The following is a 22,636-nucleotide window of genomic DNA, read 5'->3' as shown; positions in this document are numbered from 1 at the left end:
GGTCGATCGCGGCGAGGTCCGCATCATGGGATCGAAGAGCAACCTGCTCCGCGTGCTGGCCGCCAATGGCGTAGCCACGGCGGCGGGCGGAGTGCCCATCGTTGTTCCGAAGTGGCGGACAGGGTGGGATTCGAACCCACGGTGAGCTTCCACCCACGGCGGTTTTCAAGACCGCTGCCTTAAACCACTCGGCCACCTGTCCGCAGCATCATGCGTGGGTACGCCGATAGCGGGCAGGGCCGGGCTCGCAAAGCAATTTTGCAGACCGCATCCGCAAGGCATCGGCAGGGCTTCCCACGCAATTCATCGCTTGAGGGATTCCCAGCGCGGCTGCGCTGTGCGACTGTCACGCCACGATGAAGCTTTCTTACCGTCTTCGTTTCCCGCGCGCCCCTGGCATCATCCGGGCCGGGCTTGCCGTGCTGACGCTATCGCTCCTTGCCGGGCCCGCCGGTGCACAGGGAGATGAGGCCGCAGCGGGCTTTCAAGGGTATCTTCAATACCTTGCGGCCAAGGCGCGGGCCGAAGGCGTACGCGAGGAGACGATCGCCTCGGTGATGACCGGGTTGACCGAGAATCCCCGCGTGATCGCGCTTGACCGCGCGCAGCCGGGGACCTCCTCCTCGATCCCTGCCTTTGCCGGGTATCGCCGCACCCATGTCGATGCCGCGCGGATCTCCGGTGGACGGCGACAGTATCTCGCCGCAGCCGACAAACTCGCCGCGATTGAGCAGCGATATGGAGTGCCGCCCAAGATCGTGCTCGCCATCTGGGGTCATGAAACGAACTACGGCTCCTACACCGGCGATTTCGACCTTGCGCGATCGCTCGCCACCCTGGCCTATGAGGGGCGCCGCCGCGCACTGTTTGCCGAGGAGTTCATCGCGCTCCTCAAGATGGTCGACCGGGGCGTGCCGCGTAGCAAGCTGGTCGGCAGCTGGGCCGGCGCCTTCGGCAACCCGCAGTTCCTCCCGAGCGTCTATCTGCGTGTCGCGCAGGACGGCGATGGCGACGGTTTTGCGGACATCTGGGCGAGCAAGCCCGATACGCTTGCCTCGATCGCCAACTACTTCCGCGATGCCGGATGGCGGGCAGGGGAGCCTTGGGGCGTCGCGGCGGATGTAACCCTGCCGCTCGACCGTCCGGCGCTGGGGACGGCGCTCGCCAGCCCGCGCTGCCCGCAAGTCTTCGCGCGCCATTCAAGGTGGAAGACTGTGCGCGAATGGAAGACGCTGGGCGTGATGCCGCGCGCGTCGACGCTGGCGGACGACACGCTTGCCAGCCTGCTCGAGCCCGACGGGCCCGGCCAGACCGCCTATCTGCTAACCGGAAATTATCGAGTCATCCTCGATTACAACTGCTCGAATCTCTACGCCCTCTCGGTGGGACTTTTGGCTGATGAAATTGCCCGTTAACAGAAACAACGGCGCGCTGGCGCTGGCCATGGTGCTAGCGCTTGGTTCCGGCTTTGCGGCGCCCCTTTCGGCGCGCGAGCACAAGGCGCCGCCCGCCGACGTGACGGGTCCGGCAGGCGACTATCCGGTCACGCTCGGTGAACCGTTCGTGATCGACGGGGTGACGTACTCGCCCGCTGACACGCTAAACTACGATGCTGTGGGCAAGGCCGTGCCGATGGGGGCAGACGAAGGCGTGATGGCCCGGATCAACGGCGCGCACCGCACGCTGCCGGTGCCAAGCTATGTCGAGGTAACGTCGCTTTCGACAGGGCGGACAATCCTCGTGCGGATCGATCGGCGCGGGCCGATGAGCGGCGATGGTTTGGTAGCACTCTCGCCGATGGCCTGGACCGAGCTTGGCCTGCCGGACGGCGCGTCAGCTCCGGTGCGTGTACGCCGGGTCAATCCGCCCGAGGCCGAGCGTGCTCTGCTTCGCACCGGCGGCCCTGCGCCGCGTCGGATGGACACGCCTGAAGGCCTGCTGATCGCGCTGCGCCGCAAGCTCGGACTGGCGCCGCCCGTCGCGGACCTGCCGGTGACAATCAATCCTTCGCAGGTCGTCGCAGTGAGCACGCCAAAGCCCGCGGCCACGGCAAAGCCCGCCCCGGGAGCCACGCCGGCACTTAACAAGCCGACGCCAAAACCAGCGCCGATGCCGAGTCCGAAGCCCGCCCCGCAGAAGGATGCAGCCGCCTCGGCCAAGCCCACACCACCGCCACAGCCGCCCAAGCGTCCGGTGCCCGTTGCTGGGCGCTACTTCGTGCAGATCGGTGCTTATTCCCAGCGTGCAAATGCGGAGGCCGCCGCTCGCAAGGCCGGCGGCTCGATGGCGCAGACAGGAAGTCTCTGGCGCGTGCGCAGCGGGCCGTTTTCCTCCGGGGATGAGGCGGAGCGCGGACTGGCGAAGGCTCGCGCTGCGGGTTATGCGGGTGCCCGGATCGTGCGCGATTAGTTGTGTCCAGGCGCGGTCCCCAACTGGCTGAGGACCCCGCGCTTGCAATCGAGGATCGTGACCGCTGTGCTGATTGCCGCGCTGGCCGCCCTGCCGGTGCGCGCGGCAGCCCCCGTGCCCGTACCTGTGCCGGGCGTTGCACCGGCCATGCCGCAGGTTTCCGCGCCGATCGCGCTGCTGATCGACGTCAATGGCGGGCGGGTGCTGTTCGAGCGCCAGTCGCACCGGCGCTTCGTGCCAGCCTCGCTCACCAAGATCATGACGAGCTATGTCGCCTTCGAACTGATCAAGGCAGGCAAGCTGAAGCTTGATCAGCGCTTCACCATGAGCCACGAGGCGTTCAAGAAGTGGCACCGCGTCGGCAGCACGATGTTCCTTGCGGATGGCAGCGATACCTCGGTGGCGGAACTGCTTGAGGGCATCGTCACCGTGTCCGCAAATGACGGCTGCGTCGTGCTGGCGGAAGGTGTTGCGGGCAGCGTCGGCGCCTTCACCGAGATGATGAATGCCGAGGCGCGAAAACTCGGCCTCAAGGACACGCATTACAACACGGCCAATGGCTGGATGGACGAAGGCGAGACTTATGTATCCGCCGCCGATCTTGCCACCCTGAGCACAGCCCTGATCACCCGGCATCCCGAACTGTACAATCGCTTCTACGGGCACGAGCGGCTCGCCTTTCGCGGCATTGAGCAGCCCAATCACAATCCACTCTATGGCCATGTCGAAGGCGCAGACGGCGTGAAGACAGGGTTCACCAACGAGGCAGGTTACGGCCTCGTCGGATCGGCGGTCAGGGGCGGGCGACGTCTGATGATGGTGGTTGGCGGGTACGACAACGGCAAGTTGCGCGCAAAGGAATCGCGCGAGTTCATGGAATGGGGCTTTGCCGCGTTCGAGGCGCATCCGCTTTTTGCGCAAGGCGCTGAGATTGGGTCCGCCAAGGTTCAGGGCGGCGAGGCGCGCAGCGTGACGCTTGTCGCGCCGCATCCGCTGGCACTGACGCTGCCGCGCGGGGCAGGCGCCAGCTATTCGCTCAGCTTGCGCTACAGGGGCCCGCTGCGCGCACCGATCGCAAAGGGCGATGAAGTCGCCAGCCTTGTTGTGCGGGTTCCCGGCGAGGGCGAGACGCGTCTGCCACTGGTCGCGGCGGAGGCTGTGCCGGAAGCCGGCACACTAGCGCGGCTGCGCAATGGCCTGCTCGCGATGCTGGGACAATGAGCGGCCGATGACAGGCAGGTTCATCGTCTTCGAAGGCGGGGAAGGGGTCGGCAAATCGACCCAGAGCCGGCTGCTGGCCGAAGCTCTGCGCGGGCGGGGGCTGGAAGTCGTCACCACGCGTGAGCCGGGCGGGACACCGGGCGCGGAAGCCATCAGGGCGCTGCTGCTTGGCAACGAAGGGCCGGGCTGGGGCGCGCGTGCCGAGGCGCTGCTGTTCGCGGCGGCGCGGGCTGACCATGTCGAGGCCTTGATCCGTCCGGCGCTCGCGCGCGGGGCGTGGGTGGTGTGCGACCGCTATCTTGATAGCAGCCGGGCCTATCAGGGCGGCGGCAGCGGCCTCGAAGATGCCGACATCCTGACACTCCACCGAATCGGCAGTGCCGGACTCCTACCCGATTGCACCGTGCTGCTGACACTTGATCCAGCAGAGGCAGCAGATCGTGTGCGCAAACGCGATGCGGGTGCGCACGACCGGATTGGCGGACGCGCGGCAGAGTATCACGCAAGAGTGGCCGCTGCCTTCAAGCGCTATGCCGAAGCGGAGCCGGAGCGCTTTGCGGTGATCGCAGCGCAAGGCGCAGCCGAGGCTGTCCATGCGCGCGTGCTGGCAGCGGTGGACCACCTGTGCGCCTGATCGGTCACGATGAAGCATGGAGCGTCTGGCGCGCGGCGCGGGCTGGCACCCGTATGCATCATGGCTGGATCCTTGCCGGGCGCGAAGGTCTCGGCAAAGCCAGCTTCGCCCGTGCAGCCGCCGCGGATCTCGTTGCCGAACCCGGTGTGCCGCAGCCTGGCCCCGAGGCGCACCCGGATATCCACGTTCTCGAGCCGCTGCCCAGCAACGACGACGAGGCCCGGAAGCGCGACGAGGGCAAGGCCTATACCCGCAAGCGCAACATCAGCGTTGAGCAGATTCGCGGCGTACAGCGAAGACTGGTGACGCGGCCGACATTGGGCTCACGCCGCGCGGTGATCATCGATGCCGCCGACGATCTTGAGAAGGGCGCGGTCAATGCGTTGCTCAAGAGCCTGGAGGAGCCGCCCGCCGGAACATTCTTCCTGCTGGTGACGCATCAGATTGGCCGGCTGCTACCGACGGTCCGCTCGCGCTGCACTGTGCTGCGATTTCATCCGCTGGAACCTCAGGATATGGCGCGCGCGCTCGCCGAGGCCGCACCGGAGCTCGGCGGTGAAGCGCTCGAAGCCGCGATATCCGCCGGGAGCGGCGCGCCAGGCGCCGCACTGGCCTTTGCCGCTATGGACCTCGGCGCGGCATGGAAGATCATGACTCGGCTTACGAAAGAGGGCGATCCAGATCTGGCGCTCAGGGGAGAGCTTTCGGCCGCGCTTGGCCAACGGCCGGACCGCGAGCGCCTGTTGGCCGTGATCGAGGCGGCGCGGCGCGTGCTGGTGGCTGCCATGGCGCACAGCGATGACACCGCGCGGCTACGCATAGTCGAGGCCCATGCCGCGCTCGCCGCGCTCGCGGCGCAGGCGCCGACCTACAACTTCGAGCCAGCGCTGCTGCTTCTGGAAATCGGCGGCTTGCTGGCATCGGTGGCGCGCACTAGGGAGAGCGCGGCCTGAGGGATTCCGATCCTGCAGGCCTTCCCGAAACCAAGGACAGTCGCAGCCCATGGGCGAGCCCTACTACATCACGACCGCCATCAGCTATCCGAACGGCAAGCCGCATATTGGCCACGCCTACGAGGCGATTGCCGCCGATGTGATCGCCCGGTTCCAGAAGGCGATGGGGCGCGATGTGCGTTTTCAGACCGGGACCGACGAGCACGGCCTGAAGATGGCGCAAAAGGCGCGCGACCTCGGGATCACGCCGGCTGAACTCGCCAATGAAATGACCAGTCATTTCATTGCCATGGCCGATGCTCTGAATGTCGATTATGATGTGTTCATCCGCACCACCGAGCCGCGCCACCACACTGCGACGCAGGAGCTATGGCGGCGGATGGAAGCCAATGGCGACCTCTATCTCGACCGCTACGAGGGTTGGTACTCGGTGCGCGACGAGGCCTATTACGACGCCAGCGAACTGATCGACGGGGAAGGGGGGGAGAAGCTCTCGCCCCAAGGCACCCCGGTCGAATGGACGGTTGAGGAAAGCTGGTTCTTTCGCCTCTCAAAGTACCAGGAACCGCTGCTCGCGCTGTTCCAGGGGGGCGCCGAGTTCATCCGCCCCGAAAGCCGGCGCAACGAGATGATCGCCTTCGTCAGCCAGGGCCTGCGCGATCTTTCGGTATCGCGGACCAGTTTCGACTGGGGCGTGAAGGTTCCGGGCAGCGACAACCATGTCATGTACGTGTGGGTCGATGCGCTGACCAATTACATCACCGGTCTCGGGTTTCCTGACGAATCAGGGGATTACGCGAAGTACTGGCCGGCCGATCTGCACCTTATCGGCAAAGACATCGTGCGCTTCCACACGATCTACTGGCCGGCCTTCCTGATGAGCGCAGGTCTGCCTGTGCCCAGGCAGGTGTTCGGCCACGGCTTCTTGCTCAACCGCGGCCAGAAGGAATCGAAGTCGCTGGGTAACGTGACCGACCCGCTTGCGCTGGCCGAGCGTTTCGGGGTGGATACGCTGCGCTATTTCCTGATGCGCGACGTGGTGTTCGGGCAGGATGGGTCCTATTCGCCCGAGGCGATCGTGACGCGCTGCAACGCCGAACTGGCGAACAGCTACGGCAATCTGGTCCAGCGCACGCTATCCATGATTTTCAAAAACATGGACGGTGAAATTGCCAAGTTCGCGAGCGCTGAGGCCGATGATCAACTCCTCGCGACCGTGTTTGCAGCTTGCCACGAGGAACTGCCGCGCGAGTTCGCCTCGCTGAACTTCTCGTCGGGCATCGAGGCGTGGATGCGCGCGGTCTTCGCCTGTAACCAATATGTCGATGAACAGGCGCCGTGGGCGCTGCGCAAGAGCGATCCCGAGCGCATGCGCGCGGTGCTGATGACGCTGTTCATGGCGATCCGCGATCTTACCATCGCGATCCGGCCGGTCGTGCCAACAGCAGCGGACAAGGTACTGGATCAGCTTGGTATTCCCGGCGACGAACGCGGCATCACCGCTTTGACTCAGGCGGACTGGTTCCTCGCGCGCGTGGCCACCGGTGAGCGGATTGCTGCGCCGAGCCCGGCGTTCCCGAGACTGGAACTGCCGGAGGAAGATGCGGCCTGATGCTGATCGATTCGCACTGCCACCTCAACTACAAGGGGCTGATCGAAACCCAGACCGAGGTTCTCGCGCGCGCCCGTGCACGCGGGGTGCGGGGCTTCCTCAACATTTCGACACGGCAAAGCGAGTGGGATGCGGTGCTCGCGACCGCGCAGCGCGAGAGCGACGTGTGGGCCAGTATCGGCATCCATCCGCATGAAGCCGATGCCCATGCCGATCTGGGCGCCGAAGCGCTGCTGGCGGCAACCGCCGACCCCAAGGTTATTGCCATCGGCGAGACCGGGCTCGACTACTACTACGACCATTCGGATCGGCAGGTGCAGCAGGACCTGTTTCGCGTACACATCGGTGTCGCGCGCGAGACGGGGCTGCCGATTGTCATTCACACCCGCGATGCGGAAGATGACACACTACGGATACTCACCGAGGAAATGGCGAAGAGCGCGTTTCCGGCGCTGATCCACTGCTTCACCGCGAGTGCAGATTTCGGCCGCGCGGTGCTCGAACTCGGGCTCACGATCTCGATTTCGGGCATCGTGACATTCAAGAATGCCAAAGACTTACAAGCTTTTGCTGCCGAAGTGCCTGATGATAGGCTGCTGGTCGAAACCGATGCGCCGTTTCTTGCGCCGGTGCCACATCGCGGCAAGGTCTGCGAGCCGGGCTTCGTTGCGGACACTTGTGCCTTTGTGGCTGGGCTGCGCGGGACGACGACCGAGGCCCTGGCAGCGCAGACCGGGGCCAACTTTTTCCGGTTGTTCAGCAAGGCTGAGGCATGAAGCTGGTCGTCCTCGGCTCCGGCACGTCGACAGGGGTGCCGCGTATCGGCAACGATTGGGGCGATTGCGACCCTGAGGAGCCTCGCAACCGGCGCACGCGTGTGGCGATCCTTGTCGAAGGTGCCGATGGTGGACGTATCCTTGTCGATACGCCGACCGATCTGCGCCACCAGCTGCTCTCGACCGGGATCGCACGGATCGATGGCGTCGTCTGGACGCATGACCATGCCGATCACACCCACGGCATTGACGACTTGAGGCCGCTGCGGATGGGGCGCGGTGCGCCGATCCCGGGCTATGCGGCGGATGAGACGGTGCGGCGGCTGCGGCAGCGCTTCGGCTACGTGTTTGCCGGACAGTTCGGCTATCCAACGATCTGCAATCTCGACAATCTCGACCGGGTTCGCATGGTCGCCGGGATCGGCGTGACGCATTGCCAGATGCCGCACGGGCCCGCGCAGACTACGGCATTTCGCTTTGACCAGGCTGGCAAGTCAATCGGTTACGCGACGGACTTCAGCGCGATTACCGGCGAGATGGTGGCGCTGTTCGACCGGGTCGATGTGCTGGTGGTCGACGCCCTGCGGCGGCAGCCGCATCCGACCCATGCGCATCTTGCGATGTCGCTCGAACTGGTCGAGGCCTGCCGGGCCGGCCGGGCAGTGTTGACACATCTCGACAAGAGCATGGATTACCGGACACTGTGCGACGAGACTCCGGCGCACGTCGAGCCGGGTTACGACGGGATGGAAATCGAGCTGTGACGCCGGACAAGTTCGTCGCGCTGATCGGGATCATGATGGCGCTTACGTTTGTGCTGGCGAACGGGAGGCTGCGCAGCTTGAAACCTTCGTCCGGGATGATGATGGCTGGGGCTTGGGTGGTCATCATTCTCGCAGCGGCGCTTGCGTTTGCCGGGTTCCGGCGGTGATTGGCTCGCCTGTCATTTAACATAATAAATATTATCGAACTCAAGGATTAGTCTGAATGAGCGTCTCTCCCGAGGTCTCCCCTGCTGCGGAAGCGTCTCCGGCGCCCGGTATCGCGCGGCTCCTCGCGATCATGGCGCGGCTGAGGAATCCGCAGAGTGGCTGTGAATGGGATGTTGCGCAGACGTTCGCGACGATTGCCCCGTACACCATCGAGGAAGCCTACGAAGTCGCCGATGCAATCGAGCGTGAAGACCTCCCGGCTCTGCGCGAGGAACTCGGCGACCTACTGCTCCAGGTCGTGTTCCACGCAAGGATGGCCGAAGAACTTGGTGCGTTCGATTTCGATTCCGTGGCGCACGCCATCTCTGACAAGATGACCGAGCGGCATCCCCATATCTTCGGAAACGCGGCCGATCAGGGGCAATCGCGCGAAGTGCGCTGGGAAGCGCAGAAGGCCGCCGAACGCGAGGCGAAAGGTGCGACGAGCGCGCTTGATGGCGTAGCCCTTGCGCTGCCCGCGCTGATGCGCGCGGAGAAGTTGCAGAAGCGCGCAGCACGCGTAGGTTTCGACTGGCCCGATACCGCAGGTCCGCGCGCCAAGGTGATCGAAGAACTCGACGAGCTTGCCGCCGCCGGAACCGAGGCCGAGCGGCTCGATGAAGCTGGCGATCTGCTGTTCGCGGCGGTCAATCTGGTCCGCCGCTATGGTGTCGCGCCGGAAGATGCGCTCCGCCATGGCAACGCCAAGTTCGAACGCCGGTTCCGGGCGATGGAAGCCCTTGCCGGGGCTGATTTCCCTTCGCTCTCGCTCGATGCGCAGGAAGTGCTCTGGCAGCAGGTCAAAGCCGCTGGGGGCTGACCCCTTCAGAGCTGCACGAACCGGCCCAATTCGCGCGGGGTAAGCCGCACCGTGATCCGCTGGATCGGGGCGCCTTCATCGTCTTCGGTCTGCACCTCGGACATGACTTCGCCATGCGCGTGGAGCCACGCCAGCTTCTGGCCGTCTGCCATAGGTACGGAAAGTTCAAGGACCTGCGCGCCGCCGGTGAGCAACTCACTCAGCAGCGTGACGAGTTTGTCGACGCCCTCGCCCGTCTGCGCCGAGATCGGCACGACCTGCCGCTCCGGCACGCCCGCAGCAATCAGATCGCGGCGCATGGCGCATTCGTCGGCTGACAGCAGATCCCACTTGTTCCACGCCTCGATGATCGGAACAGAGGCGCCCCCTTCCCCGATCACGCCCAGGTCCGCGAGGATCTCCTCGACTTCCAGCTTCTGCGCAGATGTTGCCGGATTGGCGATATCACGAACGTGGACGATGACGTCAGCCGCGGTCACCTCCTCCAGCGTCGCGCGGAAAGCGGCCACGAGCTGGGTGGGAAGCTCGGAAATAAAGCCCACTGTGTCGGACAGGATCGCCTTGTCGAGTCCCGGCAAGCGAATGGCGCGCATGGTGGGATCGAGCGTGGCGAAGAGCAGGTCCTCGGCCATCACATCCGCGCCAGTCATGCGGTTGAACAGCGTGGACTTGCCCGCATTGGTATAGCCGACCAGCGCGATCACCGGCCAGGGCGCGCGCTGGCGGCGTTCGCGGTGAAGCGTACGGGTACGGCGGACTTGTTCGAGTTCGCGGCGGATGCGCGCCATGCGGCCGCGGATTAGGCGACGGTCGGCCTCGATCTGGGTTTCACCTGGACCGCCGAGGAAGCCGAAGCCGCCGCGCTGACGTTCAAGGTGGGTCCAGCTGCGCACGAGGCGACCAGCCTGGTAATCAAGGTGTGCGAGTTCGACCTGCAGGCGGCCCTCAGCGGTGGCGGCGCGCTCGCCGAAGATCTCGAGGATGAGACCGGTGCGATCGATCACCTTGCGTTCGAGCTTGTCTTCAAGGTTGCGCTGCTGGATCGCTGAAAGCGCGCCATCGATGATCACAAGCTCGGCATCGGATTGCGCAATGGCGACGGCGATCTTCTGGACCTGGCCTTCGCCGAACAAGGTAGCGGGGCGAACCGCACGGATCGGCAGCGCAAAGGCATCGACCACATCGATGCCGATTGCGCGGGCAAGCCCCTCTCCTTCCTCGAGACGCGATTCAGCGTCGAGGCCACCCTTCTGACGCAAATCGGGGAGGACAACGACGGCGCGGGCGCCGCGTGTCACTTCCCCGACAAGCTCGGTTTCTCGGCCGAATTCAAATCCGCTCATGCGGTTCGGCCTGTCTGGAGTTTCAGGATGATTCGCCGTCCCATTCGCCTGAGAGGTCGACGTGGCCGGCAGGCTGGATCGTCGACACCGCATGCTTGTAAGCAAGCTGCACATAGCCCTCGCGTTCGAGCAGCATGCAGAACAGATCGTAGGCGGCGACGCGGCCCTGAAGCATGACGCCATTGACGAGGAACATCGTCACCTGCACGCCTGCATCGCGAACGCTCGACAGGAACACATCCTGCAGCAGCCGCTTCTTCGAAGAATCGTCGTTGCCCGGGGCAAAATGCGCAGCGGCGAGCTGCTGGCCGGGCATGATCGTCGAAATTGCATGCTTGTAGACAAGCTGTGACTGGCCATCACGGCGCAGCAGAATCGAAAAGTTGTCGAACCAGGTGACAATGCCCTGCAGCTTGACGCCCTTCACGAGAAACATCGTGACGGGAATCTTGTTCTTCCGGAGGAAGTTGAGGAAGACATCCTGAAGGTTTTGGCCCTTCCCTGCCACAAGTGTAGCCGGCGGCGTCACGGTGACTTCAGGAGCGGGAGCGGTTTCAACCTTGGTGCGCGGGCGCGCAGAGAGGGTTCTGCCGGTCATCTTGGTATTTCCTTTCGTTTTTTTGGTGCCTGAAAGCGCAGTGGCAAGCAGGCACGATCTGGCAGGGCCCGCACTCACCCCCTTCCAAGCCCGGCGAACGCCGAATCTGGACAAGGGTTTGCGCGGCGCCACAGCCGGTCAGCAGGTGCGATCCTATGTCGGGATCACGCCTTCGTACAGGGCAAAATTGGGTTAACTCCGACTTGACCTTGTGCGGGACAGATCAGTCCAGCTCGTCGTCCTCGCGGCGCTCGGCCATGCCGAGGAGCTTGAGCTTGCGGTGAAGCGCCGAGCGTTCCATCCCGATGAAGCTCGCGGTTTTCGAGATATTGCCCGAGAACCGGCGGATCTGGACCTTGAGATACTCGCGTTCAAAGCTCTCCCGCGCCTCGCGCAAGGGAACACCCATCAGCGCAGAAGTCGTCGAATCGCCGCCGAAGCGCGTCGTGACGATCTCCGCTGGGAGCATGTCAGCATCAATGCGGGTCAGTCGTTCGCGCGGCGCGAGGATGATCGTGCGCTCCACCACATTGCGCAGCTGCCGGACATTGCCGGGCCAGTCATAGCTCTGCATCGCGGCGATGGCTTCGGGCGAAATGGCCGGCGGCGCCACGCCCTGCTCGTTGGCGTAGCGCGAGAAGAAGTGGTCGGCGAGCGCGGGGATATCCTCGCGCCGCTCGATCAGCGAAGGAATGGAGACGGGGACGACATTGAGGCGGTAGTAGAGGTCCTCGCGGAAGCGGCGCTCGGCGATTTCCTTCTCGAGTGGGCGCGAGGTGGAAGAAACCACCCGCACATCGACGCGGATCTGGCGGTGGCCACCGACGCGCACGAACGACTGTTCGGTAAGCACACGCAGGATGCGAGCCTGGCTCGAGGCGGGCATTTCGGCGACTTCATCGAGGAACAGCGTACCCCCGTCGGCCATTTCGAGCAGCCCTGCCCTGACCAGCTTGCCATCGATTTCCTCGCCAAACAGTTCCTGTTCGAAGCGTTCGGGCGTGATGCGCGCGGAATTGACCGTGACGAAGGCATGATCGGCGCGCGGGCTCCAGGAATGGAGCAAGCGCGCCGCGACTTCCTTGCCCGAGCCGGCCGGCCCGGTGATGAGGAGCCGACTGCCAGTGTTGGCGACCCGCTTGAGCGTCGCGCGCACGGCATTGATCGCAGAGGAATTGCCCGTGAAGCCATCGGCCATCGAGAGACCCTGACGCAGCCGTGCATTCTCGCGGCGCAGGCGCTCGGTCGCGGTGGCGCGTTCGACAAGGAGCAAAAGGCGTTCGGCCTCAAACGGCTTCTCGAGGAAATCCATCGCCCCCCGGCCAATCGCAGAGACGGCGGTATCGATGTTGCCGTGGCCCGAGAAGATGATCACCGGCAGTTCGGGCTCGCGCTTCTTGATCTCGTCGAGCACCTCGAGCCCGTCCATCGGGCTGCCGTGGAGCCAGACGTCGAGCAGGACGAGGCTGGGCCGCCGCTCGTCCACTGCTGCGAGCGCGGCGGTGCTGTCGGCTGCTGTGCGGCAGCCGTAACCTTCGTCGCTGAGCACGCCGGCGACAAGCTCGCGGATATCGCGTTCGTCGTCCACGATGAGGATATCGAGTGCCATTGATCGGTTCGTCCTGGGGTCTGGTCTAGCGGTTGGCGGGAATGGGAGCGGCAGGTGCGGCGGGCGAATCGGCCACCACATCAGCAGCGAGCGGATTGCGGGCGAAGCGCATGATCACCGATGTGCCGCCCTCGGCATTGGGGGTGAAGGCCATCGCGCCGCCATGCTCCTCGATGATCTTGTTGACGATCGCGAGCCCGAGGCCGGTGCCCTTCTCACGCGTTGTCATGTAGGGCTCGAGGATGCGCTCGCGATCGGCGGGGAGCCCGACGCCATTGTCGGCGACCGTCACGGTGACGGCATGCCGGTCCGCGGCAAGGCTCACGGCTATCCGCCCGCGGTAGGCAATGTCCTCAGCCTTGGCGCGCTGCTCGATCGCCTCGATCGCGTTCTTGAGCACGTTGGTCATCGCCTGGCCGATCTGGTGACGGTCCGCTTCGACCGGCACTTGCGCCTCGCCGTCGAAGGTGAAGGTGATGTCGCTATGCGCCACTTCCTGCAGGAACAGTGCCTGCCGCACGAGATCACTTGCATCCTCGGGGCGGAACACGGGTTTGGGCAGGCGGGCAAACGAGGAGAACTCGTCGACCATCTGGCGGAGATCGCCGACCTGGCGGATGATCGTCGCCGTGAGTTCCTCGAACAGTTCAGGATCGGTCTCGATCTGGCGGCGGTAACGGCGCTTGAGGCGCTCGGTCGCGAGCTGGATCGGGGTCAGCGGGTTCTTGATCTCGTGCGCAATGCGACGGGCGACATCGGACCACGCGGCGCGGCGTTGATCGAGCAGCTGGCGGGTGATGTCCTCAAAGGTGATGACGTGGCCATTGCGGTCAGCCGTAACCTTGACCGCAAGGGTAAGCAGATCGCCGCCCTTGGCATAGTGGACGACGCCGCTCGGTTCTCCGCCCGCCACGAACTGCGCGAGCTGCGGAGCGAGATCGGCAAGCGATGCGCCGACGGGATCGGCCCCTGCCCCATCATCGCGGGCGGGGTGGAGCAGCGCTTGTGCCGAGCTGTTGATGAGGCGAATGCAGCCCTCGCGGTCGACCGAAACGATGCCGGCGGTGATCGATTCGAGCACGGCCTCGATGAAGGCGCGCCGCACTTCGAGCTGGGCATTGGCGCTGACAAGCGCCTGCGTCTGCGCTTCCAGTTGGGCGGTCATGCGGTTGAACGCGCGGGCGAGCAGGCCCACCTCATCGGTGCCGTTGCCGGGCTGGACACGCATGGCAAAGTTGCCGCTGCCGACATTGCGGGCCGCCGAAACCAGTTCGATCAACGGGGCGACCTGCCTGTCCGCAAAGCGCAGCGCGACCCATACGGCCAAAGCGACCAGCGCGAGGCTGATCACCAGCAGCGCGATGTTGAAGCGCAGTTGCAAGGCGCGAGCGCGGCGCGTCAAGAAATCGTAGGCCTTGAGCACGCTTTGCGCGCGTTGCCATTGGTTGAGCGCAAGCGCATCGGAATTGCGCGCGACATAAAGGTAGATGCCGCGCGTGCGGTCGACCGGCGTGACCGCCTCGATCCGCGCGGCTGAAGCCGTGACGACAACGGGTTCGCCCGCGTCAATCCGCGCCAGTTCCGCCGGGGTGACCCGCTCACGCTGTTCGCTGCGTGCCGGATCGACAATAGCGGCGGTTCGCAAGGTGCCGTCCGCGCCGCGCTCGATGATCGCCGATTCGTTGAGCTTGCGGTTGATCACCTGCCAAGAATACCCCTCGGCAAAGTCCTGGCTGGTGATGGGTGCCTGCCCGAGATAGTCGCGCAGATCCCCCGCCATCGCGACACTCTCGTTGCCGACATCGCGCAGCTTGTCGGCGTAATAGCCGCGCGCGAGGCTGTTGGCGTTTTCCAGCATGCCGCGCGAACTGTCCGAGAACCAGAACTCAACGCCCGACTGGAACAGCAACGAGGCGAAGACCACGACAAGCAGCGTCGGGATTGCTGCGATCAGCGAGAACAGCCAAACGAGCCGGACGTGTAGGCGGCCGCTACTGCCCAGCACCGAACGCGCAGCGCGGCGCAGCGCTAGTCGGCGGCCGATAAGGACAATCAACGCCATCGCGGGCACGAGCGTGCCGATCAGCAGGCTGGCAGTGAGGCGCGAGGGCAGCAGCTGGTTGGCATTGCCGCTGGAGGCAAGCGCCATCCATGTGACCGTGACCATCAGCGCCAGCGCCATGGTCGCCGTCATTTCGAGCAGCAGAAACACGTTGGCGCGGCGCATAACCACGAGAAGGCGGCGATACCACCTCGGAGAGCGCCGCATGCCACCTTTGCTGTTCAGAGCCATCGTGGCGGATGTACAACACTGCTGTTGCAAGATTGCAAGTCGAATCGACGAAGAGTAGACTGCGTGCGGCAGACGGCATGTGGCCATGGGGTTACGCCAGTCGGGGTCATCACCCCGACCATGTCAGTTGCGCACGGCTGCCTCATCCGGATCGATGGCGAGGTCTGAGAGGCGCTTGCGCAAGGTGTTGCGGTTGATGCCGAGCAGGCGCGCTGCGCGTAACTGGTTGCCACCCGTCACGGCCAGCGCGTGGAGGAACAGCGGCCGCTCGAACGCGGCAAGCGCGGCGCTGTAAAGCTCACCTTCGCGCGGGTCCTCCTGGACGAGCCAATTGGCCAGAGCCTCGGCAAAATCGGCGGCGGGGACGGGCTGCTGAAGGCCGGCCTGAGGCTGCGCGCGGTCCTGCGCCAGCAGTGGCTCGATGGCGGCGGCGTCGATCACTTCGTCGCGCGCGAGGAGCGCGAGCCGGTACACGAAGTTGCGCAGTTCGCGCACATTGCCGCGCCAGGGCTGGCGGGCAAGGAGTGCGGCACCGGCGGCGGTGAGCTGCCGGCGTGGCAGGCCCTCCCCCGCTGCGCGCACGAGGAAATGGCGGGCGAGTGCTTCGATATCGTCAGCCCGCTCGCGCAAGGGCGGCAGTGAAATGGGCACGACAGCGAGGCGGTAATAGAGATCCTCGCGGAAGGTCCCAGCGGCGATCATCGGTTCAAGATCGCGGTTGGTTGCCGCGACGATCCGGCAGTCGAGTGTGATCTCCTCGGTACCGCCGACACGGCGGATACGGCCGGATTGGAGCGCGCGCAGAAGGCGGGTCTGCGCCTCAAGCGGCATGTCGCCGATCTCGTCGAGGAAGAGCGTGCCGCCCCGTGCCTGCTCGAACTTGCCGATGCGCCGCGTGACGGCACCAGTGAAGGCGCCCTTCTCGTGGCCGAACAACTCGCTTTCGATGAGATCGCCCGGAATGGCGGCGGTGTTGACTGCGACGAACGGCCCCGCGCTGCGCTTGCCGAGCTGGTGGATCGCTTCTGCCACGAGCTCCTTGCCCGTGCCGGATTCGCCAAGGATCAGGACAGTGAGATCGTTGCGCAGCACGCGCGTGATCATGCGGTAGACCGTCTGCATCGCCGGACTGCGGCCGACAAGTGGCAGACCGGGCGCGACATCCTCGGCAATCTCTTCAGCGCCCGCGTTCGAACTCGAACCGATCGCCTGGCGTACGGTGCGCACCAGCTCGTCCAGGTCGAAGGGCTTGGGGAAGTACTCGAACGCGCCGGTATCGCTCGCCCGCACAGCGGTATCGAGCGTGTTCTGTGCGGAAAGAATGATCACCGGCATGTGCGGCACGGCTTCGCGCACGCGGCCGAGCGTTTCCATGCCGTCGCCATCGGTCAGCACGACGTCGGTCAGCATCAGGCCATATTGCTGTCCGTCGAGCAGCCGGTCGCGCTCGGCAATCGAGGCGCAGCGCGTGACATCATAGCCTTCAGCTTCGAGCGCGGCCGTGATGACCAGGGCAATCGAGGCGTCGTCCTCGACGAGCAGGATGCGGCGTTTCATGGCTTCGAGGGTCCCGCCACCGGCAGATGCAGTCGGAAATGCGTCCACCCGCGCACTTCGTCGCGGTCATGCGTCACGCGCCCGCTCATTTCGCGCACCAGCTTCTGGACGAGCGCAAGGCCGAGGCCCTGCCCGTTCTTTTTGCCCGTCACGAAAGGATCGAAGATGTGGTCGCGGAGCGCCGGATCGATCCCGGGACCGTTGTCACTGACGCGCAGCTCGATCGGCAGGCGCAGGGGCTTGCCGCCCGGCCCGGCGTGGAGCTGGATGCCACTGGCAAAGCGTGTGCGCACCGCAATGCGCGGCTCGCGTGCACTCTCGCAGGCCTCGCGGGCATTGGTGAAGAGGTTGAGCAGCACCTGCACCAGCGCATCGGGATTGGCGAGGACCGGCGGAAGCGAGGGATCGAATTCCTCCTCCACGACGAAGCCGCCATGCCCCGCAGCGACAACGGCCTGCGCGCGGCGCACCGCCTCGTGGAGATTGCAGGGTGCGTCGGGTTCGCGGCCGCGACGGGAGAGCGACTGCATCTGGTCGACGAGCTTGGCGATGCGGTCGACTTCGCCGGTGATGAGGTCGGTGAGCGCGCGGTCTGCTTCGCCAACCTTGCGGGAGAGCAGCTGCGCCGCGCCGCGGATGCCGGCGAGCGGGTTCTTGATCTCGTGTGCGAGGACTTCGGGTGCGCGTAGCGGCGTACCCTCCCCCGCCCCGGCCCCGCCGCCATCGCCCGAAAGCGCCTCCACCCCGACGCCCTCGCTGAGCGCGAGGATTTGCCAGCCCGGGCAATAGGCGACCGGCGAGGTCATGACGTCGATCCGGCGCGCCGGAGCACCGAGAATGCGCACCAGCGAATCGCGCGCCAGCAGCTGCGCTTCGCCCTCGGCAAGCCGACGCAGAATCAGCGGTTCCTCGAAAGCAAAGACATCGTCGACCAGCTTGCCGACGAGGCGCCGCGCGCCCTGCCCGGCCAGCTGTTCGGCAGCCGGGTTCGCAGCGGCGATGGTAAGGTCGGGCGCGAGCGTAAACACGGCAAGCGGCAGGCTGGCGACGACACGCTTTGCATCAGGCCGTGCGCTTTCGCCGCCCTTGCGCCAGTCGGCCGGACCGCTCATGCCCGTGGCTTCACGCCGCCACCCGGCTCGCTGGCGCGGCCATCGCGCGGCCGTAGAACTCGGCGAGCGAAGCAAGCACCACCTTGGGATCGTCGATGAAGTTCACGCGGTTGCGGAACTCGGCCGATCCCGGCAGGCCCTTTGTGTACCAACCCAGATGCTTGCGCGCCATGTTGACGCCCGTCACCGTCCCATAATGCTCGAGCATTGCATGATAATGCTCTGTGATCAGGGCATATTGTTCAGCAATCGTCGGGTCGGGGCGCAGTTCGCCAGTATCGAGCCAGTGCATGACTTGGCCGAGCAGCCACGGCTTGCCATAGGCTCCGCGTCCGATCATCAGGCCGTCCGCGCCGCTTTGCTCGATGGCCTGGGCGGCGTCGTCGATCCCGCAGATATCGCCGTTGACGATAACGGGGATCGAGACAGCCTCCTTCACCCGGCGCACAAAGGCCCAGTCGGCGCTGCCCTTGTACATCTGGTTGCGGGTGCGGCCGTGCACGGTGATCATCTGCGCGCCGATATCCTGCGCTATGCGCGCGAGCTCTGGCGCGTTGAGGCTGTCATGGCACCAGCCCATGCGCATCTTGACCGTAACGGGCACCTTGACCGCTTTGACCGTCGCTTCGATCAGCGCGGTGGCGAGCGGAATGTCGCGCATCAACGCCGATCCGCAATCACCGCTGACGATCTTGCGCACCGGACAGCCCATGTTGATGTCGATGATTGCCGCGCCCTTGTCCTCGGAAATGCGGGCAGCCTCGGCCATCTGCGCGGGTTCGTTCCCCATGAGCTGCATGGAAACCGGCTCTTCAGTAGGGTGCCAGGCGGCCTTCTGGATCGACTGGCGCGTCTCGCGGATCGCGGCGGGGCTGGCGATCATTTCGGTGACGTTGAGCCCCGAGCCGAAGCGGCGGACCATGGTGCGGAACGGCAAGTCCGAGACGCCGGTCATCGGCGCCAGCACGACGGGCTGCGCAATGCGCACGGGGCCGACCATGATGGGCTTGAGTTCGGGAGGGACAAGACGGTCGGACATCGGGGGCTGCCTAAAAAAGAGGCATGCGCTTAGTCGATTGCGCGGTTTGCGGCAAGGACTGTAAGGGCGGTGCATGAACCTGCCCGTGTCCGCTTCCGTTGCTGCTGTCGTTGTCGCCGCCGGCCAGGGGCTGCGCGCGGGCGGAACCGTGCCCAAGCAGTTTGCCCCGTGGCGTGGCAAGCCACTGGTGCGCCACTCGGTCGAGGCACTGGCCAGCGCCGGGATTGCGCCGATCGTGGTGGTGATCCCTGCCGCCTGGGAAGAGACCGCTGCCGAAGCCCTGGTCGGATTGGCGGATGTTCGCCTCGTGCATGGTGCTGCGAGCCGGCAGGGATCGGTGCGCGCCGGGCTCGAAGCTCTGGAGGCTGCCGCACCGGCGCACGTGTTGATCCACGATGCTGCGCGGCCCGATCTGCCCGCAGCGGTGATTGCGGCGCTGGTTGCGGCGCTGGAAGGCCAGCCCGGCGCCATCCCGGTTCTGCCGGTGGTGGACAGCGTGGTGCGCGGCGCCGAGGGCCTGCGCGGTGCGTTCGTCGAGCGCGATGGTCTCTACCGTGTGCAGACACCGCAGGCTTTCCGATTTGACGCGATCCTTGCCGCACACCGCGCTTGGGATGGTGCGGAAGACGCAGGCGATGATGCCGCAGTTGCGGAAACGGCGGGCCTCGCCGTCGCATTGGTTAGCGGCGACGAGCGCCTCAAGAAAGTGACCTTTGCGGAAGATCTGAAGGATGCCGGCATGACTTTACCCGCCGTGCGCACCGGTATGGGCTACGACGTTCACCGGCTCGCGGAAGGCGAGGAGCTCTGGCTCTGCGGCGTGAAAATCGAGCATTCGAAGGGCCTTGCCGGGCACTCCGATGCCGACGTTGCGATCCATGCTCTCGTCGATGCATTGCTTGGCGCGGTGGCCGCCGGGGATATCGGCGATCACTTCCCCCCATCCGATGCGAAGTGGCGCGGGGCATCTTCAGACCAGTTTTTGGCGCATGCCGGAACGCTTGTCACATCGGCGGGTTATGCCATTGCCAACGTCGACGTCACGATCATCTGCGAGGCTCCCCGGATCGGTCCGCACAAGGCGGCGATGCGGGCACGGCTCGCAGCCATTCTGGCGATTGACATCGCCTGCGTCAGCGTCAAGGCGACGACCACCGAGCGGCTTGGCTTCACCGGTCGCGGCGAGGGAATCGCATCACAGGCCGTGGCGACCGTTATCGCCCGCGGTTGAAGGAGTTTCGGACTATGTCGCGGATACGAAACGTTTTGTGGAGCGCGGCGATTGCCTCGCTGGGCATGGCTGAACTGGCTGCCGCGCAGGAGCCGGCCTGCCTTACCGAACGCGAGGTGACGAGCCTCGTGACCTACGCACTGCCGGTGGTGATGGATTCCACCATGAAGGCTTGCCGTCCGCAGCTTTCGCCGCAAGGCTACTTCGCAACGCAAGGTTCCACGCTGGTGCAGCGCTACGCGGCGCGCAAGAGCTTGGCCTGGCCGGAAGCCCGCGCGGCCCTCGTCAAGCTTGGTGGCAACAACGCCAAGATGAAGGACATCGTGTCGAGCCTTTCGGACGAAGCCCTGCAGCCCTTTGCCGAGGGCATGGTGTCTGCCGTCGTGGCCAAGGGGATCAAGCCTGACCAGTGCAAGGCGATCGAGCGCGCGACGCGGCTGCTTTCGCCCCTGCCCCCGGAAAACACGGCGGAACTGGTGACCTTTGTCCTCGTCATGGCGGACAAGCCGAAAGTGCGCGGCGCGGTCGGTGCGTCCAAGAAGTCCGATCTGCCCATCTGCCCGGCGGCCTGATTCAATGGACACGCTACTCCCTCCCGAACTCACCACGCTTGCCGCGAGGGTGATTGCCGAGAACAAGGCCGCCGGCCGCATGGTAGCGGTGGCGGAAAGCTGCACCGGTGGGCTCGTCGCTGCGGCGCTCACCGAGATTGCCGGCTCCTCGGCTGTCGTCGATCGTGGCTTCGTGACCTATTCAAACGAAGCCAAGAACGAAATGCTCGGTGTATCGACCGATCTCATTGATACGTTCGGCGCGGTTTCAGTGGCCGTTGCCTGGTCGATGGCGCAAGGCGCGCTCAAGCATTCGCGCGCTTCGGTTGCCGTGGCGATCACCGGGATCGCGGGGCCGGATGGCGGCAGCGAGCAGAAGCCGGTGGGCACAGTCGTTTTCGCGAAGGCCGAGCGCGGCGAGGACCCAGAAGCGGTGGTCGCCGAGCAGAAAGTGTTCGAAACTGCCAAGACCCGCGCCGAAGTGCGGCTTCAGGCCGCGCTCGTCGCGCTCGAGCTTCTGCTGCCGTAGACCTTTTCCGCGCGCGTTTCGAACGCGGCGACCATCTTGCGGAAAGCGCGGTCGAGATACTGGCCGGCGAGCGCTTCAAGGATCGCGCTGCGGAACGTGAAATCGACATTGAAGTCGATCACGCAGCCGCCGTCCTCCTCGGCGCGGAACTCCCACGTGTTGGATAGGCGCTTCAGCGGCCCGTCGAGGTACTCGACGGCGATGCGGTTCGGGCGCTCCTTGATCACGCGCGAGGTGAACTTTTCGCGCAATGCGGAAAAACCGACCATCATGTCCGCCACCATCTCGGTCTCGCTATCGGACTTGATGCGGGTGGCGACGACCCAGGGCAGGAACTCCGGGTAGCGCTTCACATCGGCAACGAGATCGAACATCTCCTCGGCCGACCAGGCAAGCCGCCGCTGCTGGTTGATAACCGGCATGGGATCAGCCCCTCGCGGCTGCCTTGGCCAGCTGGGCTTCCCGGGCGGCGCGCATTTCGGCGAAATCCTCGCCGGCGTGGTAGCTCGAACGGGTCAGCGGGCTTGCCGCGACCTGCAGGAAGCCCTTGGCCCGGGCGATTGCGCCGTAGGCGGAGAAGGCTTGCGGCGTCACGAAATCGATCACCGGCGCATGCTTTGGCGTGGGCTGGAGATACTGGCCCATGGTCAGAAAATCGATCCCGGCCGAGCGCATGTCGTCCATCACCTGATGCACTTCGAGGCGTTCCTCGCCCAGCCCGAGCATGACGCCCGACTTGGTGAACACGCGCGGATCGTGGTGCTTCACTTCCTCGAGCAGCCGCAGCGAGGCGTAATAGCGCGCACCGGGACGGATCGTGGGATAGAGGCGCGGAACGGTTTCGAGGTTGTGGTTATAGACGTCGGGCCCTGCTGCCATGATCGCCTCGACCGCCGCGCGCATCTTGCCGCGGAAATCGGGAGTCAGGATCTCGATCGTGGTGTTAGGTGTCGCGGCGCGCAGGGCCTGAATGACCTTCACGAACTGGCTCGCCCCGCCGTCCGGCAGATCATCGCGATCAACCGAGGTCACCACGATATGCTCAAGGCCAAGCTTGGCGGCGGCTTCGGCGACATGGCCGGGCTCGCTCGCATCAACCTTGCGCGGCATGCCGGTCTTGACGTTGCAGAAGGCACAGGCCCGCGTGCAGACATCGCCGAGGATCATCACGGTCGCGTGCTTCTTGGTCCAGCATTCGCCGATGTTCGGGCAGGCCGCCTCTTCGCACACGGTATTGAGGCCAAGGCTGCGCATCAGCCCCCGCGTTTCCTCATAACCCTTGCTGGTCGGCGCCTTCACCCGGATCCAATCGGGCTTGCGGGGCCGCGCAGGGCGTTCCGGCGCGGCAATCGGGGACTGATCGTTCATGGCGGTTCAG

At 65.3% G+C, this 22,636-nt stretch carries 22 protein-coding genes and 1 tRNA gene; 13 read left to right on the top strand and 10 right to left on the bottom strand.

Annotated features, from left to right (window positions below):
* Window positions 1–112: 112 nt before the first annotated feature.
* Window positions 113–202, bottom strand: a tRNA-Ser gene (locus Q0082_RS16445).
* Window positions 203–356: 154 nt separating this feature from the next.
* On the opposite strand from Q0082_RS16445, the gene Q0082_RS16440 reads away from it, so the two are divergent.
* Genes Q0082_RS16440 through mazG form a run of 10 tightly spaced genes read left to right on the top strand, consistent with a single transcriptional unit; the run spans window position 357 to window position 9,396 of the window.
* Window positions 357–1,415, top strand: a complete 1,059-nt coding sequence (locus Q0082_RS16440; RefSeq protein ID WP_298194683.1) for a lytic transglycosylase domain-containing protein — start codon at window positions 357–359, stop codon at window positions 1,413–1,415.
* Complete coding sequence (locus Q0082_RS16435) at window positions 1,399–2,409, top strand: SPOR domain-containing protein (protein ID WP_298194681.1); 1,011 nt, start codon at window positions 1,399–1,401, stop codon at window positions 2,407–2,409. The genes Q0082_RS16440 and Q0082_RS16435 overlap by 17 nt, the downstream gene beginning before the upstream one ends.
* A 57-nt stretch (window positions 2,410–2,466) precedes the next feature.
* Window positions 2,467–3,630 (top strand): D-alanyl-D-alanine carboxypeptidase family protein, encoded by a 1,164-nt coding sequence (locus Q0082_RS16430; RefSeq protein WP_298194679.1) that lies wholly within the window; start codon window positions 2,467–2,469, stop codon window positions 3,628–3,630.
* Between the two features lie 7 nt (window positions 3,631–3,637).
* Window positions 3,638–4,264 (top strand): dTMP kinase, encoded by a 627-nt coding sequence (gene tmk, locus Q0082_RS16425; RefSeq protein ID WP_298194677.1) that lies wholly within the window; start codon window positions 3,638–3,640, stop codon window positions 4,262–4,264.
* Window positions 4,261–5,217 carry a DNA polymerase III subunit delta' gene (locus tag Q0082_RS16420; protein ID WP_298194686.1) on the top strand — a complete coding sequence of 319 codons (957 nt, stop codon included), beginning with the start codon at window positions 4,261–4,263 and terminating at the stop codon, window positions 5,215–5,217. The genes tmk and Q0082_RS16420 overlap by 4 nt, the downstream gene beginning before the upstream one ends.
* Before the next feature lie 49 nt (window positions 5,218–5,266).
* A complete protein-coding gene (gene metG, locus Q0082_RS16415) occupies window positions 5,267–6,829 on the top strand; it encodes a methionine--tRNA ligase (protein WP_298194675.1) in 1,563 nt (520 codons plus the stop codon).
* The gene (locus Q0082_RS16410; protein WP_298194673.1) at window positions 6,829–7,605 is read left to right on the top strand and encodes a TatD family hydrolase; all 777 of its coding nucleotides are present in this window, start codon (window positions 6,829–6,831) and stop codon (window positions 7,603–7,605) included. Before metG ends, Q0082_RS16410 begins: the two co-directional genes overlap by 1 nt.
* A complete protein-coding gene (locus tag Q0082_RS16405; protein ID WP_298194671.1) occupies window positions 7,602–8,369 on the top strand; it encodes an MBL fold metallo-hydrolase in 768 nt (255 codons plus the stop codon). Before Q0082_RS16410 ends, Q0082_RS16405 begins: the two co-directional genes overlap by 4 nt.
* Window positions 8,366–8,536 (top strand): hypothetical protein, encoded by a 171-nt coding sequence (locus Q0082_RS16400; protein ID WP_298194670.1) that lies wholly within the window; start codon window positions 8,366–8,368, stop codon window positions 8,534–8,536. The genes Q0082_RS16405 and Q0082_RS16400 overlap by 4 nt, the downstream gene beginning before the upstream one ends.
* A gap of 56 nt (window positions 8,537–8,592) precedes the next feature.
* Window positions 8,593–9,396: a nucleoside triphosphate pyrophosphohydrolase gene (gene mazG, locus Q0082_RS16395; RefSeq protein ID WP_298194669.1), complete on the top strand. Its 804-nt coding sequence runs from the start codon at window positions 8,593–8,595 to the stop codon at window positions 9,394–9,396.
* Between the two features lie 5 nt (window positions 9,397–9,401).
* Here the strand turns inward: mazG and hflX are convergent, their stop codons facing one another.
* The 7 genes from hflX to dusB form a co-directional block, all read right to left on the bottom strand.
* The gene (gene hflX / locus Q0082_RS16390; RefSeq protein ID WP_298194667.1) at window positions 9,402–10,739 is read right to left on the bottom strand and encodes a GTPase HflX; all 1,338 of its coding nucleotides are present in this window, start codon (window positions 10,737–10,739) and stop codon (window positions 9,402–9,404) included.
* A 22-nt stretch (window positions 10,740–10,761) separates the two neighbouring features.
* Window positions 10,762–11,337 carry an RNA chaperone Hfq gene (gene hfq, locus Q0082_RS16385; protein ID WP_298194665.1) on the bottom strand — a complete coding sequence of 192 codons (576 nt, stop codon included), beginning with the start codon at window positions 11,335–11,337 and terminating at the stop codon, window positions 10,762–10,764.
* Between the two features lie 223 nt (window positions 11,338–11,560).
* Window positions 11,561–12,946 (bottom strand): sigma-54 dependent transcriptional regulator, encoded by a 1,386-nt coding sequence (locus Q0082_RS16380; RefSeq protein WP_298194664.1) that lies wholly within the window; start codon window positions 12,944–12,946, stop codon window positions 11,561–11,563.
* A 25-nt stretch (window positions 12,947–12,971) separates the two neighbouring features.
* Window positions 12,972–15,173 carry an ATP-binding protein gene (locus tag Q0082_RS16375; protein WP_298194684.1) on the bottom strand — a complete coding sequence of 734 codons (2,202 nt, stop codon included), beginning with the start codon at window positions 15,171–15,173 and terminating at the stop codon, window positions 12,972–12,974.
* A 189-nt stretch (window positions 15,174–15,362) separates the two neighbouring features.
* Complete coding sequence (locus Q0082_RS16370) at window positions 15,363–16,796, bottom strand: sigma-54 dependent transcriptional regulator (protein WP_298194662.1); 1,434 nt, start codon at window positions 16,794–16,796, stop codon at window positions 15,363–15,365.
* Window positions 16,793–17,908 (bottom strand): ATP-binding protein, encoded by a 1,116-nt coding sequence (locus Q0082_RS16365; protein WP_298194660.1) that lies wholly within the window; start codon window positions 17,906–17,908, stop codon window positions 16,793–16,795. Before Q0082_RS16365 ends, Q0082_RS16370 begins: the two co-directional genes overlap by 4 nt.
* 10 nt (window positions 17,909–17,918) lie before the next feature.
* The gene (gene dusB / locus Q0082_RS16360; RefSeq protein ID WP_298194658.1) at window positions 17,919–18,947 is read right to left on the bottom strand and encodes a tRNA dihydrouridine synthase DusB; all 1,029 of its coding nucleotides are present in this window, start codon (window positions 18,945–18,947) and stop codon (window positions 17,919–17,921) included.
* A 73-nt stretch (window positions 18,948–19,020) separates the two neighbouring features.
* On the opposite strand from dusB, the gene Q0082_RS16355 reads away from it, so the two are divergent.
* Genes Q0082_RS16355 through Q0082_RS16345 form a run of 3 tightly spaced genes read left to right on the top strand, consistent with a single transcriptional unit; the run spans window position 19,021 to window position 21,258 of the window.
* Entirely contained in the window at window positions 19,021–20,178 is a 1,158-nt protein-coding gene (locus Q0082_RS16355; protein WP_298194657.1) for a bifunctional 2-C-methyl-D-erythritol 4-phosphate cytidylyltransferase/2-C-methyl-D-erythritol 2,4-cyclodiphosphate synthase, read from the top strand.
* 14 nt (window positions 20,179–20,192) lie between these two features.
* Window positions 20,193–20,750 carry a hypothetical protein gene (locus Q0082_RS16350; RefSeq protein ID WP_298194655.1) on the top strand — a complete coding sequence of 186 codons (558 nt, stop codon included), beginning with the start codon at window positions 20,193–20,195 and terminating at the stop codon, window positions 20,748–20,750.
* A 4-nt stretch (window positions 20,751–20,754) separates the two neighbouring features.
* Window positions 20,755–21,258, top strand: a complete 504-nt coding sequence (locus Q0082_RS16345) for a CinA family protein (protein WP_298194653.1) — start codon at window positions 20,755–20,757, stop codon at window positions 21,256–21,258.
* Here Q0082_RS16345 and Q0082_RS16340 read toward each other — a convergent pair.
* Both Q0082_RS16340 and lipA read right to left on the bottom strand, forming a co-directional pair.
* Complete coding sequence (locus Q0082_RS16340) at window positions 21,219–21,680, bottom strand: type II toxin-antitoxin system RatA family toxin (RefSeq protein WP_298194651.1); 462 nt, start codon at window positions 21,678–21,680, stop codon at window positions 21,219–21,221. The two genes, Q0082_RS16345 and Q0082_RS16340, sit on opposite strands and share 40 nt — an antisense overlap.
* A gap of 4 nt (window positions 21,681–21,684) precedes the next feature.
* Window positions 21,685–22,626: a lipoyl synthase gene (gene lipA / locus Q0082_RS16335; RefSeq protein WP_298194649.1), complete on the bottom strand. Its 942-nt coding sequence runs from the start codon at window positions 22,624–22,626 to the stop codon at window positions 21,685–21,687.
* Window positions 22,627–22,636 lie beyond the last annotated feature (10 nt).

The sequence above is a fragment of the Novosphingobium sp. genome, assembly GCF_027489515.1.
Lineage (GTDB): Bacteria > Pseudomonadota > Alphaproteobacteria > Sphingomonadales > Sphingomonadaceae > Novosphingobium.
The sequence above is the reverse complement of the archived record's forward strand: the minus strand, read 5'-3'. Positions and strand labels throughout refer to the sequence as shown.

What these genes read in the sequence shown, in the direction of transcription:
- Q0082_RS16440 (WP_298194683.1), top strand. Translation starts at nt 357, where the DNA reads ATGAAGCTTTCTTACCGTCTTCGTTTCCCGCGCGCCCCTGGCATCATC.
- Q0082_RS16435 (WP_298194681.1), top strand. Translation starts at nt 1,399, where the DNA reads ATGAAATTGCCCGTTAACAGAAACAACGGCGCGCTGGCGCTGGCCATG.
- tmk (WP_298194677.1), top strand. Translation starts at nt 3,638, where the DNA reads ATGACAGGCAGGTTCATCGTCTTCGAAGGCGGGGAAGGGGTCGGCAAA.
- metG (WP_298194675.1), top strand. Translation starts at nt 5,267, where the DNA reads ATGGGCGAGCCCTACTACATCACGACCGCCATCAGCTATCCGAACGGC.
- Q0082_RS16410 (WP_298194673.1), top strand. Translation starts at nt 6,829, where the DNA reads ATGCTGATCGATTCGCACTGCCACCTCAACTACAAGGGGCTGATCGAA.
- Q0082_RS16405 (WP_298194671.1), top strand. Translation starts at nt 7,602, where the DNA reads ATGAAGCTGGTCGTCCTCGGCTCCGGCACGTCGACAGGGGTGCCGCGT.
- mazG (WP_298194669.1), top strand. Translation starts at nt 8,593, where the DNA reads ATGAGCGTCTCTCCCGAGGTCTCCCCTGCTGCGGAAGCGTCTCCGGCG.
- hflX (WP_298194667.1), bottom strand. Translation starts at nt 10,739, where the DNA reads ATGAGCGGATTTGAATTCGGCCGAGAAACCGAGCTTGTCGGGGAAGTG.
- hfq (WP_298194665.1), bottom strand. Translation starts at nt 11,337, where the DNA reads ATGACCGGCAGAACCCTCTCTGCGCGCCCGCGCACCAAGGTTGAAACC.
- Q0082_RS16380 (WP_298194664.1), bottom strand. Translation starts at nt 12,946, where the DNA reads ATGGCACTCGATATCCTCATCGTGGACGACGAACGCGATATCCGCGAG.
- Q0082_RS16375 (WP_298194684.1), bottom strand. Translation starts at nt 15,173, where the DNA reads ATGCGCCGCGCCAACGTGTTTCTGCTGCTCGAAATGACGGCGACCATG.
- Q0082_RS16370 (WP_298194662.1), bottom strand. Translation starts at nt 16,796, where the DNA reads ATGAAACGCCGCATCCTGCTCGTCGAGGACGACGCCTCGATTGCCCTG.
- Q0082_RS16365 (WP_298194660.1), bottom strand. Translation starts at nt 17,908, where the DNA reads ATGAGCGGTCCGGCCGACTGGCGCAAGGGCGGCGAAAGCGCACGGCCT.
- dusB (WP_298194658.1), bottom strand. Translation starts at nt 18,947, where the DNA reads ATGTCCGACCGTCTTGTCCCTCCCGAACTCAAGCCCATCATGGTCGGC.
- Q0082_RS16355 (WP_298194657.1), top strand. Translation starts at nt 19,021, where the DNA reads ATGAACCTGCCCGTGTCCGCTTCCGTTGCTGCTGTCGTTGTCGCCGCC.
- Q0082_RS16350 (WP_298194655.1), top strand. Translation starts at nt 20,193, where the DNA reads ATGTCGCGGATACGAAACGTTTTGTGGAGCGCGGCGATTGCCTCGCTG.
- Q0082_RS16345 (WP_298194653.1), top strand. Translation starts at nt 20,755, where the DNA reads ATGGACACGCTACTCCCTCCCGAACTCACCACGCTTGCCGCGAGGGTG.
- Q0082_RS16340 (WP_298194651.1), bottom strand. Translation starts at nt 21,680, where the DNA reads ATGCCGGTTATCAACCAGCAGCGGCGGCTTGCCTGGTCGGCCGAGGAG.
- lipA (WP_298194649.1), bottom strand. Translation starts at nt 22,626, where the DNA reads ATGAACGATCAGTCCCCGATTGCCGCGCCGGAACGCCCTGCGCGGCCC.